The organism is Sphingomonas sp. UYAg733, from assembly GCF_054057355.1.
In genome coordinates, this window is the sequence record NZ_JBSRZE010000007.1 from 171995 (window position 1) to 186434 (window position 14440).

Genomic DNA, 14440 nt, shown 5'->3' on the forward strand with positions numbered 1-14440 from the left:
AAACGACTCTAGCATATCCGTCACCCCGGACTTGGCCGGGGTTACCTCTTTAGCCAGTTAATTTTTTCTTTGCTTCCCCGGCGAAGGTCGAGGCCCGGTTGAGAAAATTGACAAAAAAATATGATCTATCGAGGAAGATCAAAAATACCGGACCAATCAATAAACGGATCTTGATTAATTATTGTCTGAAAAGTCAGCGGGAATAGCCTAAGCCCGTCACTGATATCGAGATCTGTGCTGTCCAGGGCGAGCTTGTAGAATTGAGCAATGGATATTTCTTTCCAAGCTTTGTTTGCTCCATACCACCGTCCATTACGAAATACAGCAATGGCATCTTCTCCTGTCGACGTTAATCGCCCTTCGAATTCAAATCCCTGAGGGGACGTGAACTTCGCCCGGTAGAACAAATAGTCAATCGAATCAATTGGGTGATCAAGTGATAAAACTGGAGAGTATTCTTCAGTCTCATAATCAAAATGCCACACTGGGTGTTCTACAAAATCACTATATGTTATTTCTTCCTCGCTTCTATTCATTTATTTTGTCCCTTAATAAGATTGCGTTCACGAAGCGCTCGTCGTATCTCGGCTTGGTTTGATTTGCCGTTTTTTGGAACGATCGCAATGACATGACCTTCTCCAGCGATAGGGTCCATTCGCGTCTTATTCTTCAACAAATTCAAGACAGTCGGGTCATTGGGGCTCATTACCTGAATTGGGATGTTATTGAGCTTGGCGGCCTTGAAAGCCACAAGCCGGCGGTTATCCAGCGTGAATGCCTTCCCATTCAGAAAGATCACTCTGATCGGAGTTCCAACCAGATCGGGTGACTTGCCGTTTTTGAGTTCCGCGATGAGCTCGCGGATCGTTCCATCCTTACTGAAATTCGGGCTGGCCGCATGCTGACCATAGCGGATTGCGCCTGGGTGCGCACGATAGAAGCCCGGCTGGTAATTGGCGGCGCGCGAAAGATCGAGGAAAGAGCCTTCGGCCAGACCGGAAGGTCGATTGTCAAATTTCGTGATGGCGGTGCCATAGCTGACCGGAGGTCGCGCCTGCGATACACCATCTCTGGCCGCACCGGCCCCAGCAACGGCCCCGGCGACGCCAAGCGTGGCATCCATGAACTGGCCTCGGGCAATAACCTGCTTGAGTTCCGCCAGGCTCGCGCCCTGCGCCCGCGCCGTAAAATAAGTCCGCTCGACCGCACTCGGCAAGGCGTCATTACGGTCTGCCAGGATCTGTCGATCCAGCGCAGCCTTCTCCCGCTCCTCGATCATTTCCGGGGTTAGCGCCGAAACGCTCGGCTGCGTCGACTGGTTATGCAGACGAGCCTGATTGGCGAGGGCGAAATCCGGATAATCGATCCCATTATAGCTGAAGAAATCGGAAATCGGATTCGCGCCAATCCATCGCCCGTCCGACATCGCGGTCGATGCCAGTTCCAGTGCATTGGCGAATTCCAGCAGATGGTTTTTATCGGATTCCGGGGAATCAGGGTTGGCAGCGACGAGGGCGCGCGATGACTCGGCCAGCGAAGCAAGCTCGTACCCGGTCCTGGCGTTGTCGTACGAATTGGTCAGCGAGCTGGCCGTGTCAATTCCAGGGCCAGCTGTAAGAGGGCGTTTAGGCTTGGCCTGCTCGATCGCCAAATTGGCGGCATTCTGGACCGTGGCGGCTTTCAGCCAGGCATTGACTTCGCTCAGCCGAATTGCCGAGTTTTCCTCGACCGGGACATTTTTCCCCCGAACATAGTCCCCGACCGGCGTGGTACCATCCATCCTTCGGGCGGTTTGGTTGGCCGGCACAGTGAATTCAGGGACGGCGGCGTTCGGTTGACCATCGGTGCTTTGGGAATTGCCGACAACACGTTGGTCATTGACGGGCTCGGGCCAGCCGACGGGCTGCACGGACAGATCCTGCACCTGGGTTCGAACAAGGTCGCGAGACTCTGCGACGCCGGCGCCGGATTTAGGCTCAACCGGCGCATATTTGACCGCGGCATCACGGATCGGCCCATGCATCGTGACACTGGCGATGCCGTCTGCGGCGAAGCCGTCGGGCGTCCCATATGACGCTAATTGCAACCCCGACTGCACACTGCTCGTCCGCTTTTGCCAGGCCGCTTCAAGCTGTGGGGTCCACACACCATAAGCCTGCGCGGCGCGGCGCAGCTCGGTCTGGATCTCCATCGCTCGGCAGGCGCTTGCCGCCGGTCAGCAGCGTCAGATCGGTCATCATCCGCGCATGGAGTTGTAACGTAAGCCGACGCTGCGCCCGGCCCGGATCGACCGCATCGTCAAGTTCGGATGGTATCTGCACCGACATCTCCCGTGACGTCACGGACCGGCGCGTGATCGCCTCGCCATCGTGACGGAGCGAGTTGTAGCGGGCGGACGAAATGGTTGAATCGACGCGCCGCACTCAGGGCCGCAGCGAAACTGCCCCACAGACTAACTGTGCTGATCGAAACTCATCGGTTTGGCGCAATATGGATCATTCGCCCTTGTGGCGGGGCGATCGGTACGCCATCGCGACGGACGTGATGCCGGTTCCCAGCACCTGGGCAGGTGAGCGAAGGGACACTGGAAGGAAGTAATCATGACTGCACCGCCCCTCCACCTCCGCCCGATCCAGTTTGTCGACACGCCGGTCGGCCGCGATGGCGAGGTCGTGCGGCTTGCCGGCGGGATGCAGTGGTTCGCCGCCTATGAAGTGATCGAAGGCGGCGCACGGCGTACCGTCCAGATCGCCGATTTCGACCGCGCACTTGGATCCGACGAACGCGCCGCAAAACTCCATCAGGCAATCACCACCCCACGCACGCCGCTGACGCTCGGCGATCGGGTGCTGCGCTTCGATCAGCCGCTGATCGCCGGCATCCTCAACGTCACGCCCGACAGTTTCTCCGACGGCGGCAAGCATGATGACGCGGCGGGCGCTGGCTTCGACATGGCGGTGAAAGGCGCGGCGCTGATCGATGTCGGCGGCGAATCGACCCGTCCCAACGCGCCGACCGTGTGGGAAGGCGATGAGATCGCCCGCGTCGTCCCGGTGATCGAGAAACTGGCGGGCGGCGGGACATTGGTCTCGATCGATACGCGCAAGGCGGCGGTGATGGAAGCGGCGCTCAAGGCCGGGGCGGCGATCGTTAATGACGTCTCGGCGCTGCTATGGGATGACCGCGCGCTGGAAATCGTCGCGCGTGCTGGTTGCCCGGTGATCCTGATGCATTCGCCCGACCCGAAAAAGGGCCCGCATGGCGGCACCGGTTACAAGGCCGTGCTGACCGAAGTCTATGACTGGCTCGAGGCGCGCATCGCCGCGGCGGTCGCGGGCGGGATCGATCGTGCGAAGATCATTGTCGATCCGGGCATCGGTTTCGGTAAGTCGCTGCAGGACAATCTCGCCTTGCTGAATGGTCTTGCGCTGTTTCATGGCCTTGGCTGCCCGATCATGCTGGGGGCGAGCCGCAAGCGGATGATCGGTGCGCTGTCCAATGAGGCGCCGGCGGATCAACGGCTCGGCGGTTCGCTCGCACTGGCGCTGAAGGGCGCGGAGGCAGGGGTGCAGTTGCTCCGCGTCCACGACGTCGCCGAAACCGCGCAGGCGCTGAAGGTCTGGCGCGGAATGAAGGACCAGGCGCTGGTCGCGGGCTAAAGAGCGAGTGGAGCAGTCGCATTTTGCAACGCTCGCTCTGAGTCTGTCGAAGGACAGCTCGCCAAGAGCGGGAGGTCGCCTGTGGCATGGGGGCTTCGACAGGTTCAGCCCGACCGGTTTTTGAGTTTGCTTTCCACGCTCTTCGCCGCCCAGCCGTCGCAGAGCTGCCTACCGCTTCCCAAAAACGATCGGATACTTTTGAGGAGAAAAAGTAGCCCAGCGACTACCGACCCAGTGCTCGCCATTCGCGAACGTGATAGCCTCGCTTGATAGTAGCCATTGGTTCAGTCGAGGTGCTTTCAAGTCTCATCGTGCACCAACTTGGTTCATGTCGCCGCTGAGAGAATATGGCTATCAAGAATGTCAGGTCGGCCTAATTTGGCCGGAAATAAGGGATATCGGCCGGCGCCGTGCCGATGTCGATGATCTTGCCGTGCCGCACCGACAGCCACGTGATGTAATAAAGCTTGCCGTTGAACATCCATTCGATGCGGACGCGGTCGCTATCGCGCAAATAATATGGCGCGTTAGGAACGCATTTTTCGTCAAATGGCATACCCTGGAAATTGCTCAGCAATACGCATGGTGTGTTGCCGACATAGCGACAAGCTCGGTTGTTCGGTCCGACATCGACGGATGTGGTCGAGGGGCCGAGGAGCCCATCCCCATAGTCTTTTAAAAAATTCGCGACAGCTGGAGCGTAGGCCGGTGGAAGCGGCGAGGCATCGCGCGATGAAGGTTCGAGCGCGCGCGTCGGCTTGCCTCCGGGAGAGACAACGTCGCCGATCGTCAGGCCGTCCCAAGGGCCGCCCCGCAAGGGCATTCGGCGATCGCCCGGCGCGCCGCGCGCCGGCTGTGCCGTCTGATAAAAGGGCACTTGCGTGATCGTCAGAAAGAGGGTGCGCACCGCCGCGCCGTCTACTCCCACTGTGAGAAGGCGCACCGGCGTTTCGGCCTCCAGCGTCGGGCAGTTGAGGCGAATCAGGAAGTATGCACGGCTGTTCAATTTTTGCACCCCGAGGTCTTCGGGCGCAAGCGGCGTGCATCCCGCCGCCCACCGACTGAGTGGATCGGCGAGATTGTCTTTGCGCCAGGTAACCCCTTCGGCAGTGCGCGTGAAGGCAATTACCTGAATATCGACCTTGCCCTGCAAAGCCTTGTAGCCGCCGGGCTTCACGACTGCGGCGGCCGCGGCGACCGCTGCTGCCCGACTTGCTGCGCTGAGCGCGGGCGCCGGGGTAACGCCACTCATGGGTAAGCTCATGGTAGCGCCCGGTGAGCCCTCCTGACGATCGACCACCACGATGCCGCCGGTTTGCGCACGGGCCACAGCTGGGTAGCCCCCTAGCAGCGCCAGTAACATTGACATGCAGAGGACGACACGCACTTTTCCTACAGTCAAAGCTTTACCCTACCCTAGATTTCAAACTGACCCACTACCCCCTTCCGCCTTGAGTCTATCGTCCCGAATAACTCGTTTCAACGCTTTAATGCCTACGGCTTTGGCGTAACGCCGCCGGCAGCCTTCGAGGGCGGCTCCTTCATAAGCTGACCGTCGCAAATCCGCCAAAATCGGATGTTCCCGCTTGTCGTTCACGATCTAAAGACCAAATTTCGCCTTGAGCTTCGGCCCGGTAAGCGATTTCAAAACAGTACTTGCCGATCCATCTTTCGGTCCGATACGGCAAGCCGGTCAGCCAGCTCGGTCGCGGCGTGGTTCAGCACCATATTGAGCTCGCCGATCGTGCGCAATGTCCAGCTCACGCCTTTCTTGACGTAGTTGCGCGGGTCGGTCGCCGCAGCTTCGATCAGCGGCAAGCAGTCGAGAAACAGGCCGCCAGCGCTGCGTAAAGTTTCTCGACTTCGCGCGAAACGAACGGATGGCGTAACAGTCCGGTTCGAAAATACCCTAAGCCGCACCACAGAGCGCGATCGCATAGATCAGCATCGCCACGACCCCGATCGCGGTGCGCCCGGCGTGGAGCTGGCCCCAGCGATGCAGCATCGCGATCGTCTCGGATGAAGCCTGGTCGAGCGGCGTCGCCTTGAGCTGCCCATTAAGCTTCCAGATGACCAGGAACGTATAGGCGATCGCCCCTAGCATCATTACGCCGCCGATAATCCACAGCGTGCCGCCCCCGATAAGCCCGGTGGCGATCCCGAGCAGCCCGGCGAGCAGCGCGAGCCCGGCCTGCATTACCGTGCCGCGCGCATAGGACGGCTTCCACTGCGTCAGCTGTGCACGTGCGTTGAGCGTGGCGCGCGCAGGGTGTTCGGCAACCAGAACATAGATCGCGGCGCCCGAGAACAGTGCGGCGGCGATGAGTGCGGCAATACCCAGCATGGCTTGGCTTCCTGTATTTGCGGAACAGCGCATGGATGGGATCGTTGTTCCCTCCCTCGCTCCTTCCAGCCACCGACGTTGGCTGGATCGGCGATTACGCCGCCACGCTGATGGTCCTACAGATCGAATTTTGCCTTCAGCTTCGGGCCGGTCAGAGATTTGAGCGCATCCTTGCCGATCCAACGTTCGGTCCGGTCATCCGATTCGGCAAGCCGTTCGGCAAGCTCGGTCGCGGCGCGGTTCAGCGCCACATTGCGCTCGCCGATCGCGCGCAGCGCCCAGTTCACGCCTTTCTTGACGAAATTGCGCGGGTCGGTCGCTGCGGCCTCGATCAGCGGCAGGCAATTGAGGAATGGCTCGTCCGGCGCCTTGCGGTCATGCAGCGCGATGCTGGCGAGCAAAGCGAACGCGGCGCGGCGGCCGAACTCATCGTTCAGCCGGCTCCACGCGCGGACCTTGTCCAGCGCATGGGGCGTGCGGTCGAACAGATTGAAACACAATGTGTCGCAGATCGCCCAATTGTCGAAATCGCCACGCCATGCGTCCATGATTTCCGGCGTCGTCAGGGCCGGATCGGCAATCAGCGACACGAGCAGCCGCGCCTCATAGATGTCGCTCGCCCAGAGTGCGAGTGCCAGTGCGAGTGGATGGTCGCGCCCAAGCCGTTTTGCGATCGCCTTGATGTCCGTCATGCGGACGCCGATCGCGGTTGGCGCGATGATCCCGTATCGCGCCGCCAGATCGTCGCGATAGCCGGTGTCGGCATGGTTCCGCAGATCGGCAATGATCGAGGCAACCCGGTCGTCCATCGCTGAAATGGTCATGTCCGATCCTAGCCCGACGTCGCGAATGGAGCCGAGAACGGGCGATGGTCTACCGATCGATTCACATCGCTTTCGGACATCGTCATGCCGGCTTTTCCGACGGATCGTCTTGAATCGAACGGACCGCAAGCGAGCAGATCATGCCCACCAGCCATTTCCCGATTTTCCCGTTAAGCGCCGGCATTTTTCCCGTGCGCGCATGTCGGTTTTCCCGCAGTTTTTCCCGCAGTTTCCCGCAGAATCCGCAAAAAAGCATATTTCCCGCAAGTTTCCCGCAGCCACGGGAACTCGGCATGATTATCGGCCAGTTGTCGGGTCAGCAATGCCGGTTGAATCACCGTGCCCCGGACGCCCGCATCCGACTTGGTTTCGGAGGCCCAGCCTTACGCCGCCGCGTTGTCGATCCCGAGTTCACCGAGCTTGCGATACAAGGTCGATCGTCCGATCCCGAGGCGCCGCGCAACCTCGGTCATGCGGCCGCGATAATGGCCGATGGCGAGGCGGATGACATCGGCCTCGATCTCTTCCAATGCGCGCAGATTACCGTCGGCGTGGAACAGCGTGACACCGCCACTGGTCGCCATCGGCGATGGTCCCGGCGTGGTGTGGCGTTGTGCGCCGAGCGCGGCGATCTGCGGGAAATCGTCACGGGTCAATGCGGCGCCGTCGCACAGCACGGCGGCGCGGAACAGCGCGTTCTGCAGCTGGCGGACATTGCCCGGCCAGTCATATTGGCCAAGCAGCGCCAGCGCATCGTCGGTGATGCCGAGCGGACGCAGGCCGGGCTGCTGCGCGATCCGTGCGAGCAAATGGCGGGCGAGCGCGGGGATATCCCCGGTGCGTTCACGCAAAGGCGGGATCGTCACCTGCACGACGTTGAGGCGGTAATAAAGGTCCTCGCGGAACCGGCCCGCCTCGACTTCTTCGATCAGCCTCTTGTTGGTCGCGGCGATGACGCGGACATCGACTTCGCGGGTGTGACGCGCGCCGATCGACTGGATTTCGCCGGATTGCAGCACGCGAAGCAGTTTGACCTGCGTCTCAAGCGGCATCTCGCCGACTTCGTCGAGGAACAGGGTGCCGCCATCGGCTTCCTGGAAACGGCCGATCTTGCGTTCGAACGCGCCGGTAAAGGCGCCTTTTTCGTGACCGAACAGCTCGCTCTCGACCAGATTGGCGGGGATCGCGCCGCAATTGACCGTGATCATCGGCTTCTTGCCGCGCGGGGACGCGGCATGGACCGCCTCGGCGACGACTTCCTTGCCGACGCCGCTTTCACCTTCGAGCAGCACCGCGACACGGGCACGGGCGGCCTTGGCGGCGATGGCGAGCGCGGCGCGGAAATCGGGCGCCGAGCCGACGATCTCGTCGAACGCGAGCAGCGCGGGTATCTTTTCGCTCAGCGGGCGCAGTTCGCCCGACGTCTTGCCGGCGACAGCCGCGTCGAGGGCGGCAAGCAAGCGCTCGGGGGCGAGCGGCTTGACCAGGAAGTCGGTCGCGCCGGCACGCATCGCGGCGACCGCTTGCGCGACCGATCCGTTGGCGGTGAGCATCAGCAAGGGGAGCGCCGGGCGGCGTTCGCGAATCTCGGCGATCAGCGCGCTGGCGTCGGCCTCGGGCGCCCAATGGTCGAGCAGGATCGCATCGAGCTGCATGCCGTCCTGCGTTCCGAGCATAGCGATCGCCATTTCGCCATCCTGCGCGAACACCGCGCGCCAGCCGCGACGGGCGGCGAGCGCGGCGACGAGTCGGCGCTGCGCCGGTTCGTCGTCGATCAGCATCAGCAGGCGCTGTCCGTTGCGCGTCATTCGGCCATACCCAAGTTACCCCGTTCACGGGTAACCTTAACGATGCCGGGTAAAGACGGGCTTAAACTGGCCCCTAATGGGACTCATGGGACAGGACTTGAGGGACGGCGCGCAGGCCGCTAAGCGCAATCGGGGAACCGACAACCAGGGAATGAGATCATGGCCGGCAACGGTGATATGAAAGCGCACGAAGCGACCTACCACAGCATCATCGGCCTGCTGAAATGGGGCGCTGTCGCCTGTGCCGTGATCGCAGCCGCGGTCATCTGGCTGATCGCCTAGACCCCGGTGAAGATCGCGGTCCTCAAGGAACAAGTCCCGGGCGAGCGCCGCGTTGCCGCGACGCCGGAAACGGTCAAGAAATTCATCGCGCTCGGCGCGGAGATCGCGGTCGAGAGCGGTGCGGGCGAGGCGGCATCGATCGCCGACGCCCAATATGCCGAGATGGGGGCAAAGGTCGGCGGCCGGGCGGAAGCGCTGAAGGGTGCTGATATCATCCTTGGTGTGCAGGGGCCCGATCCGGCATCGATCGGCGGGGCCGCACCTGGCGCCTGGCTGGTCGCGGGCCTCAACCCGTTCGTTGAGCGCGCACGGGTCGATGCTTATGCCGCCTCGGGTATCGAGGCACTGGCGATGGAATTCATGCCGCGCATCACCCGCGCGCAGTCGATGGATATCCTGTCCTCGCAATCGAACCTCGCCGGTTACAAGGCTGTGCTCGATGCGGCATCCGAATATGGCCGCGCTTTTCCGATGATGATGACCGCGGCGGGCACGATTTCCGCCGCGCGCGTTTTCGTGATGGGCGTCGGCGTTGCCGGCCTTCAGGCAATTGCCACCGCCCGCCGCCTCGGCGCGCAGGTTTCCGCGACTGATGTGCGCTCGGCGACGAAAGAGCAGATTCAATCGCTCGGCGCCAAACCGATCTTCGTAGAGAATGTCGCGGGCATCGAGGGCGAGGGATCGGGCGGTTATGCCGGCGAGATGTCGCCCGAATATCAGGCGGCGCAGGCTGAACTGGTCTCCGGTCATATCGCCAAGCAGGACATCGTCATCACCACCGCGCTGATTCCGGGGCGCCCCGCGCCACGGCTGATCTCGGCCGCGCAGGTCGCGAGCATGAAGCCGGGCAGCGTGATCGTCGATCTCGCGGTCGAGGCCGGCGGCAATGTGGAAGGCGCGGTCGCGGGTGAGGTCGTGACGATCGGCGGCGTCAAGATCGTCGGCCACAAGAACGTCGCCGGCCGCCTCGCGGCGGATGCCAGCGCCCTGTTCTCGCGCAACCTGTACAATTTCCTCAGCGCCTTCTGGGACAAGGAAAGCGGCAAGCCGGTGCTCGACGAGGAGATCGGTGACGCGATCCGGCTGACCAGGGGCGGGCAGATCGTCAATTCACGGCTAACTGCATGATCCTCCCCGGAACGGGGAGGGGGACCGCCGAAGGCGGTGGAGGGGGCGTGCCGCACACGCTCCGCCCGGAGGTGGCACTCGCCCGCAAGCTGCGCAAAGAGATGAGCTTGCCAGAAGCAATGTTGTGGCGGCGTTTACGCGGTCAGAAGTCGGGCCTCAAATTCCGCCGTCAGCATCCGGTTGGACCTTATGTGATCGATTTTTATTGTCGTGAAGCGGCTCTCGCGATCGAAGTGGATGGCGGAGGCCATAATCGTGGCGAACGCCCGCAGCGCGACGAACGGCGTGACGCGTTTCTTCAGGAAAACGGATTGAACGTCCTGCACGTCGCGGCCGCTCGCATCCTCAAAGACCCGGATGCCGCAGCCGAAGCGATCGCCGTGTATGCGGCCCGCCCCCTCCACCATTTGCCGGAAGAGGCAAATGGTCCCCCTCCCCGTGCCGGGGAGTATCTCTAGTGGGACTCTTGAACGCCACCGCGGCCGACCCGCGCGAACTGATCGACAAGCACGGTGAGGCGCTGACCGATGGCGAGACGATCTATTTCGTCTACAAGACGATCCGCGATTATATCGCCTTCACCAACTGGCGCGTGCTGTACATCAACGTGCAGGGCATTACCGGCAGCAAGCGCGAATTCCTGACCGTGCCGTATCGTTCGATCACCGCCTTCGCGGTCGAGACGGCGGGCACGTTCGATCTCGATGCCGAGATCAAGATCTTTCTGTCCGGCCATGAACCGATCGAATTCAAGGTCGGGCGCAATACCGATATGCGCGGGCTGCAAAGCTTTCTTGCCCAGAAACTAGACCGCTAGATGGACCGTTAGGGGACAATCATGGACTTCATCGCAATCCTGTCGATCTTCGTGATGGCCTGTTTCGTGGGCTATTATGTCGTCTGGTCGGTCACGCCCGCACTGCACACGCCGCTGATGGCGGTGACCAACGCGATCTCGTCGGTGATCATCGTCGGCGCGCTGATCGCCTCGGCGGCGGCGGGCTCGACCACCTCGAAATGGCTCGGGCTGATCGCGGTCGCGCTGGCCAGTGTGAACATCTTTGGCGGCTTCGCGGTCACCGAACGCATGCTCGCCATGTACAAGAAGAAGGACCGCCCGGCGGCCAAGTAAAAGGGGTGGTTACCCGCGCGATGCGCCGGGTGACGACAAGGGGATAAGACAATGCACGAAGCCGCCATCGCCACGCCCGCCTGGGCCGCACTCGCCTACCTCATTGCCGGCGTGTGCTTCATCCTCGCACTGCGTGGCCTGTCGAGCCCGACCTCGTCCAGGCGGGGCAACCGGCTCGGCATGGCGGGCATGGCGCTCGCTGTCGCGACGACGCTTTATCTCCATATGAATGTCGGCATCATCGAGATCGTGGCCGCGATCGGCATCGGTGCGGCAATCGGCATCGTCACCGCGCGGAAGATCGCGATGACCGACATGCCGCAGCTGGTTGCGGCGTTCCACTCGCTGGTCGGCATGGCCGCAGTGCTGGTTGCGGCCGCCGCCTATCTCAACCCGGAAGCATTCGGTATCCTTGGGCCCGACGGCCAGATCCTGACCGTCAGCAAGATCGAGATGGGCCTTGGCGTCGCGATCGGCGCGATCACCTTTTCCGGTTCGGTCATCGCCTTCCTCAAGCTCAACGGCAATATGGGTGGCAAGCCGATCATGCTGCCCGCGCGGCACGTCATCAACCTGGCGGTACTCGCCGGGATCGTCGGGCTGGTCGGCTATTTCACTCAGGACGAGAGCCAATGGGTGTTCTGGACGATCACGGGCTTGAGCTTCGCGATCGGTTTCCTGCTGATCATCCCGATCGGCGGCGCAGACATGCCGGTCGTGGTGTCGATGCTCAACAGCTATTCGGGCTGGGCGGCGGCGGCGATGGGCTTCACCTTGCACAATACCGCGATGATCATCACCGGCGCGCTGGTCGGATCGTCGGGCGCGATCCTCAGCTACATCATGTGCAAGGCGATGAACCGCAGTTTCATCAGCGTCATCGCCGGCGGCTTTGGCGGAGACACCAGTGGCGCAGGCAGCGCGGCGGCGACCGACCGGCCATGGAAGCGCGGCTCGGCCGAGGATGCGGCGTTCCTGCTGCAACAGGCCGAACAGGTCATCATCGTTCCCGGTTACGGCATGGCGGTGGCGCAGGCACAGCATGCGCTGCGCGAAATGGGTGACAAGCTGAAGGAGCATGGCGTGCGCGTGAAATACGCCATCCACCCGGTCGCCGGGCGTATGCCGGGGCATATGAACGTGCTGCTCGCCGAGGCTAATGTGCCGTATGACGACGTGTTCGAGCTGGAGGACATCAACAGCGAATTCGCGCAGACCGATGTCGCCTTCGTGATCGGCGCCAACGATGTGACCAACCCGGCGGCGAAGACCGACAAGTCATCGCCGATCTACGGCATGCCGGTGCTCGACGTGGAAAAGGCCAAGACCGTCTTGTTCATCAAACGCTCGATGGGCGGTGTCGGTTATGCCGGTGTCGACAATGATGTGTTCTACATGGACAACACCATGATGCTGCTCGCCGACGCCAAGAAGATGGTCGAGGAAATCGTCAAGTCACTCGATTGACGTGATTTGCTGTCCCGTGTGACCGGGGTTTCGAGCAAATTTCGTGTTCGGCCGGCGATTAGGTCCATTATGGACAAGGTCGGCTACCGCACACCCTGCAAACTACGTAGTTTGCGAACGGGTCAGGGTAATGGGGCGGGGCAGAATGGACACGGCGGCGTCATATTATGCGGTGACACCACAGATGTTGATCGTGGCCGACGATACCGGCGCGGCGCAACTGGTGTCCGAAGCGGCGGTTTTGGCCGGTGGGCGGATCGAGGCGACGCTGCGCTGGGATCAGGTCGCCGACCGAATCGCCGACCATCCCGCGATCGATGTGATCGTCGTCGAGGCGGTATCGATACCCCCGGAAACCATTGCCGTGGTCCTGGCATTGCTCGACAGCGTTGCGCTCAACCGGCGCGCGCGGATCATCGTGACGCTGGCGGAAGAGCAAATCGACCTGGTCGCTGCGACGATATTCGGGTCGCATGTGCAATTGCTTTGCCGGCCCTCGGTCGCCGAGCGCGTTGTCGCACTGACGATTGCGTCGCGAACGCGCGCCGATTTCGCGCGCGAATCGGGCCGTGACAGCGAAGAGACCCGGCTTAGGCGGCTGAACGAGGAGGTCGCCCGGATCGCCGAGACGCTCGCTCGGCTGACCCGGAGCGAGGGTACCGAATTTCCCGAACGCACGATGCGGCTCGTTGGCGAACGGCGCATGCCGTACGCCGCACCAGCCGGGGCCGACGCCGTGGTCATCGATGCGCAGGAAATCCGTGCCGCGATCCGGGCGCGGCGCTTGCGCGCGCAATATTTCGAGGCCAGCCTGCTCGAGGACCCCGCCTGGGACATGCTGCTCGATCTTTATGCCGCCGAACTGGAGCGTTCCCAGGTTTCGGTGTCGAGCCTGTGCATCGCCGCGGCTGTCGCGCCGACCACCGCGCTGCGCTGGATCGCCAAGATGAGCGAAGCGGGCTTGCTCGAGCGGCACGCCGATCCTTTCGATCGCCGCCGCGCCTTCATGGCGCTGTCACCGATGGCGAGTATGGGCATGACCGGTTACCTGACGGCGATCAAGCGGGCCGGCCTGCCGATCTCCTGATATCGGCCGCTTGAAACTTGCCAGCACGGTCAGCTTTTGGCATGCGGCGCATGGGGGCGATTAGCTCAGTTGGTAGAGCGTCTCGTTTACACCGAGAATGTCGGCGGTTCGAGCCCGTCATCGCCCACCACCCCCGAATCTAAAGCGAACGCACCAGTCGAACCGCGCGGGCGATCCAGGGTGGATCGGCGACGACTTGCTGGCGCCCGCCCGGCCCGAGTGGAAGCAGATGGAGCTTGCCGTCCTCTCGCCCGATCAGGCGACCGAACAGGAAGCGGCCGGCGGGGCGGGGGACCAGCACATCGCGGTTCATCGCCTGCGCGAAACTGTCGGGCGCCAGTGTTTCGCACCAAAGCTCGTCACCGCTGCGATAATCGCCGATTCCGGCCGCCACGGTTACCGCGACCAGGCCGGGCCCGGGAGATGGCGGGGTGAGCGTGGTTTCATGCTTCGGCGCATGGACGCCGCCGGAATCGAGGATCGCCGCCACCGGAATGTCGCTGCGCGTCGGCAGCCTGACGAGATCCGCCGCGGTAACGCCGAGCGCACCCGCAATGCGGTTGAGCCAGCCGACCGATACCGTGCGTGTTCCCGTCTCGAGCCGGCCGATCGTCTGCGCGGTGGTCGGCGGGGCACAGCGCCGCGCAACATCGTCGAGCGTCATTCCTCTGGCGCGGCGGACTTCGCGGATCGCGGTAATCATCGATCA

At 62.3% G+C, this 14440-nt stretch carries 17 protein-coding genes and 1 tRNA gene; 9 read left to right on the plus strand and 9 right to left on the minus strand.

Annotated features, from left to right (window positions below; all coding sequences use genetic code 11):
• Nucleotides 1–125: 125 nt before the first annotated feature.
• A complete protein-coding gene (locus ACVWZA_RS13840; RefSeq protein WP_457311820.1) occupies nucleotides 126–536 on the minus strand; it encodes a hypothetical protein in 411 nt (136 codons plus the stop codon).
• Nucleotides 533–2191 carry a hypothetical protein gene (locus ACVWZA_RS13845; RefSeq protein WP_457311821.1) on the minus strand — a complete coding sequence of 553 codons (1659 nt, stop codon included), beginning with the start codon at nucleotides 2189–2191 and terminating at the stop codon, nucleotides 533–535. The genes ACVWZA_RS13840 and ACVWZA_RS13845 overlap by 4 nt, the downstream gene beginning before the upstream one ends.
• Before the next feature lie 409 nt (nucleotides 2192–2600).
• Here ACVWZA_RS13845 and folP point away from each other — a divergent pair, with 409 nt between their 5' ends.
• The gene (gene folP, locus ACVWZA_RS13850) at nucleotides 2601–3659 is read left to right on the plus strand and encodes a dihydropteroate synthase (RefSeq protein ID WP_457311822.1); all 1059 of its coding nucleotides are present in this window, start codon (nucleotides 2601–2603) and stop codon (nucleotides 3657–3659) included.
• Nucleotides 3660–4032: 373 nt separating this feature from the next.
• On the opposite strand, the gene ACVWZA_RS13855 is transcribed toward folP, so the two are convergent.
• The 6 genes from ACVWZA_RS13855 to ACVWZA_RS13880 form a co-directional block, all read right to left on the minus strand.
• Nucleotides 4033–5028, minus strand: a complete 996-nt coding sequence (locus ACVWZA_RS13855; RefSeq protein ID WP_457311823.1) for a hypothetical protein — start codon at nucleotides 5026–5028, stop codon at nucleotides 4033–4035.
• 275 nt (nucleotides 5029–5303) lie between these two features.
• Nucleotides 5304–5477, minus strand: a complete 174-nt coding sequence (locus tag ACVWZA_RS13860) for a hypothetical protein (RefSeq protein WP_457311824.1) — start codon at nucleotides 5475–5477, stop codon at nucleotides 5304–5306.
• Between the two features lie 91 nt (nucleotides 5478–5568).
• Nucleotides 5569–6003 carry an anthrone oxygenase family protein gene (locus tag ACVWZA_RS13865; RefSeq protein ID WP_457311825.1) on the minus strand — a complete coding sequence of 145 codons (435 nt, stop codon included), beginning with the start codon at nucleotides 6001–6003 and terminating at the stop codon, nucleotides 5569–5571.
• A 116-nt stretch (nucleotides 6004–6119) separates the two neighbouring features.
• The gene (locus tag ACVWZA_RS13870; protein ID WP_457311826.1) at nucleotides 6120–6827 is read right to left on the minus strand and encodes a DNA alkylation repair protein; all 708 of its coding nucleotides are present in this window, start codon (nucleotides 6825–6827) and stop codon (nucleotides 6120–6122) included.
• An 82-nt stretch (nucleotides 6828–6909) separates the two neighbouring features.
• Entirely contained in the window at nucleotides 6910–7122 is a 213-nt protein-coding gene (locus tag ACVWZA_RS13875; RefSeq protein WP_457311827.1) for a hypothetical protein, read from the minus strand.
• 88 nt (nucleotides 7123–7210) lie between these two features.
• Nucleotides 7211–8635: a sigma-54-dependent transcriptional regulator gene (locus ACVWZA_RS13880; protein WP_457311828.1), complete on the minus strand. Its 1425-nt coding sequence runs from the start codon at nucleotides 8633–8635 to the stop codon at nucleotides 7211–7213.
• A gap of 159 nt (nucleotides 8636–8794) precedes the next feature.
• On the opposite strand from ACVWZA_RS13880, the gene ACVWZA_RS13885 reads away from it, so the two are divergent.
• From ACVWZA_RS13885 to ACVWZA_RS13920, 8 genes are all read left to right on the plus strand, one after another.
• On the plus strand, nucleotides 8795–8917 hold the full coding sequence (locus tag ACVWZA_RS13885) for an aa3-type cytochrome c oxidase subunit IV (RefSeq protein WP_457311830.1): 123 nt from the start codon (nucleotides 8795–8797) through the stop codon (nucleotides 8915–8917).
• Nucleotides 8918–8923: 6 nt separating this feature from the next.
• Nucleotides 8924–10045: an NAD(P) transhydrogenase subunit alpha gene (locus ACVWZA_RS13890; RefSeq protein WP_457311831.1), complete on the plus strand. Its 1122-nt coding sequence runs from the start codon at nucleotides 8924–8926 to the stop codon at nucleotides 10043–10045.
• Between the two features lie 47 nt (nucleotides 10046–10092).
• A complete protein-coding gene (locus tag ACVWZA_RS13895; protein ID WP_457311832.1) occupies nucleotides 10093–10503 on the plus strand; it encodes an endonuclease domain-containing protein in 411 nt (136 codons plus the stop codon).
• Nucleotides 10503–10862 carry a PH domain-containing protein gene (locus ACVWZA_RS13900; RefSeq protein ID WP_457311833.1) on the plus strand — a complete coding sequence of 120 codons (360 nt, stop codon included), beginning with the start codon at nucleotides 10503–10505 and terminating at the stop codon, nucleotides 10860–10862. Before ACVWZA_RS13895 ends, ACVWZA_RS13900 begins: the two co-directional genes overlap by 1 nt.
• A 21-nt stretch (nucleotides 10863–10883) precedes the next feature.
• Nucleotides 10884–11177: an NAD(P) transhydrogenase subunit alpha gene (locus ACVWZA_RS13905; protein WP_457311834.1), complete on the plus strand. Its 294-nt coding sequence runs from the start codon at nucleotides 10884–10886 to the stop codon at nucleotides 11175–11177.
• Between the two features lie 51 nt (nucleotides 11178–11228).
• On the plus strand, nucleotides 11229–12644 hold the full coding sequence (locus tag ACVWZA_RS13910; protein WP_457311835.1) for an NAD(P)(+) transhydrogenase (Re/Si-specific) subunit beta: 1416 nt from the start codon (nucleotides 11229–11231) through the stop codon (nucleotides 12642–12644).
• A gap of 145 nt (nucleotides 12645–12789) precedes the next feature.
• Complete coding sequence (locus ACVWZA_RS13915) at nucleotides 12790–13731, plus strand: hypothetical protein (RefSeq protein ID WP_457311836.1); 942 nt, start codon at nucleotides 12790–12792, stop codon at nucleotides 13729–13731.
• A 54-nt stretch (nucleotides 13732–13785) separates the two neighbouring features.
• A tRNA-Val gene (locus ACVWZA_RS13920) sits at nucleotides 13786–13861 on the plus strand.
• Between the two features lie 9 nt (nucleotides 13862–13870).
• On the opposite strand, the gene ACVWZA_RS13925 is transcribed toward ACVWZA_RS13920, so the two are convergent.
• On the minus strand, nucleotides 13871–14434 hold the full coding sequence (locus ACVWZA_RS13925; RefSeq protein WP_457311837.1) for a helix-turn-helix domain-containing protein: 564 nt from the start codon (nucleotides 14432–14434) through the stop codon (nucleotides 13871–13873).
• Between the last annotated feature and the right edge of the window lie 6 nt (nucleotides 14435–14440).

Bases quoted from the DNA above. Each gene is read 5' to 3' on its own strand.
- ACVWZA_RS13855 (WP_457311823.1), bottom strand. From the start codon at position 5,028: ATGTCAATGTTACTGGCGCTGCTAGGGGGCTACCCAGCTGTGGCCCGT.
- ACVWZA_RS13875 (WP_457311827.1), bottom strand. From the start codon at position 7,122: ATGCCGAGTTCCCGTGGCTGCGGGAAACTTGCGGGAAATATGCTTTTT.
- ACVWZA_RS13840 (WP_457311820.1), bottom strand. From the start codon at position 536: ATGAATAGAAGCGAGGAAGAAATAACATATAGTGATTTTGTAGAACAC.
- ACVWZA_RS13925 (WP_457311837.1), bottom strand. From the start codon at position 14,434: ATGATTACCGCGATCCGCGAAGTCCGCCGCGCCAGAGGAATGACGCTC.
- ACVWZA_RS13885 (WP_457311830.1), top strand. From the start codon at position 8,795: ATGGCCGGCAACGGTGATATGAAAGCGCACGAAGCGACCTACCACAGC.
- ACVWZA_RS13910 (WP_457311835.1), top strand. From the start codon at position 11,229: ATGCACGAAGCCGCCATCGCCACGCCCGCCTGGGCCGCACTCGCCTAC.
- ACVWZA_RS13845 (WP_457311821.1), bottom strand. From the start codon at position 2,191: ATGGAGATCCAGACCGAGCTGCGCCGCGCCGCGCAGGCTTATGGTGTG.
- ACVWZA_RS13905 (WP_457311834.1), top strand. From the start codon at position 10,884: ATGGACTTCATCGCAATCCTGTCGATCTTCGTGATGGCCTGTTTCGTG.
- ACVWZA_RS13865 (WP_457311825.1), bottom strand. From the start codon at position 6,003: ATGCTGGGTATTGCCGCACTCATCGCCGCCGCACTGTTCTCGGGCGCC.
- ACVWZA_RS13915 (WP_457311836.1), top strand. From the start codon at position 12,790: ATGGACACGGCGGCGTCATATTATGCGGTGACACCACAGATGTTGATC.
- folP (WP_457311822.1), top strand. From the start codon at position 2,601: ATGACTGCACCGCCCCTCCACCTCCGCCCGATCCAGTTTGTCGACACG.
- ACVWZA_RS13880 (WP_457311828.1), bottom strand. From the start codon at position 8,635: ATGACGCGCAACGGACAGCGCCTGCTGATGCTGATCGACGACGAACCG.
- ACVWZA_RS13870 (WP_457311826.1), bottom strand. From the start codon at position 6,827: ATGACCATTTCAGCGATGGACGACCGGGTTGCCTCGATCATTGCCGAT.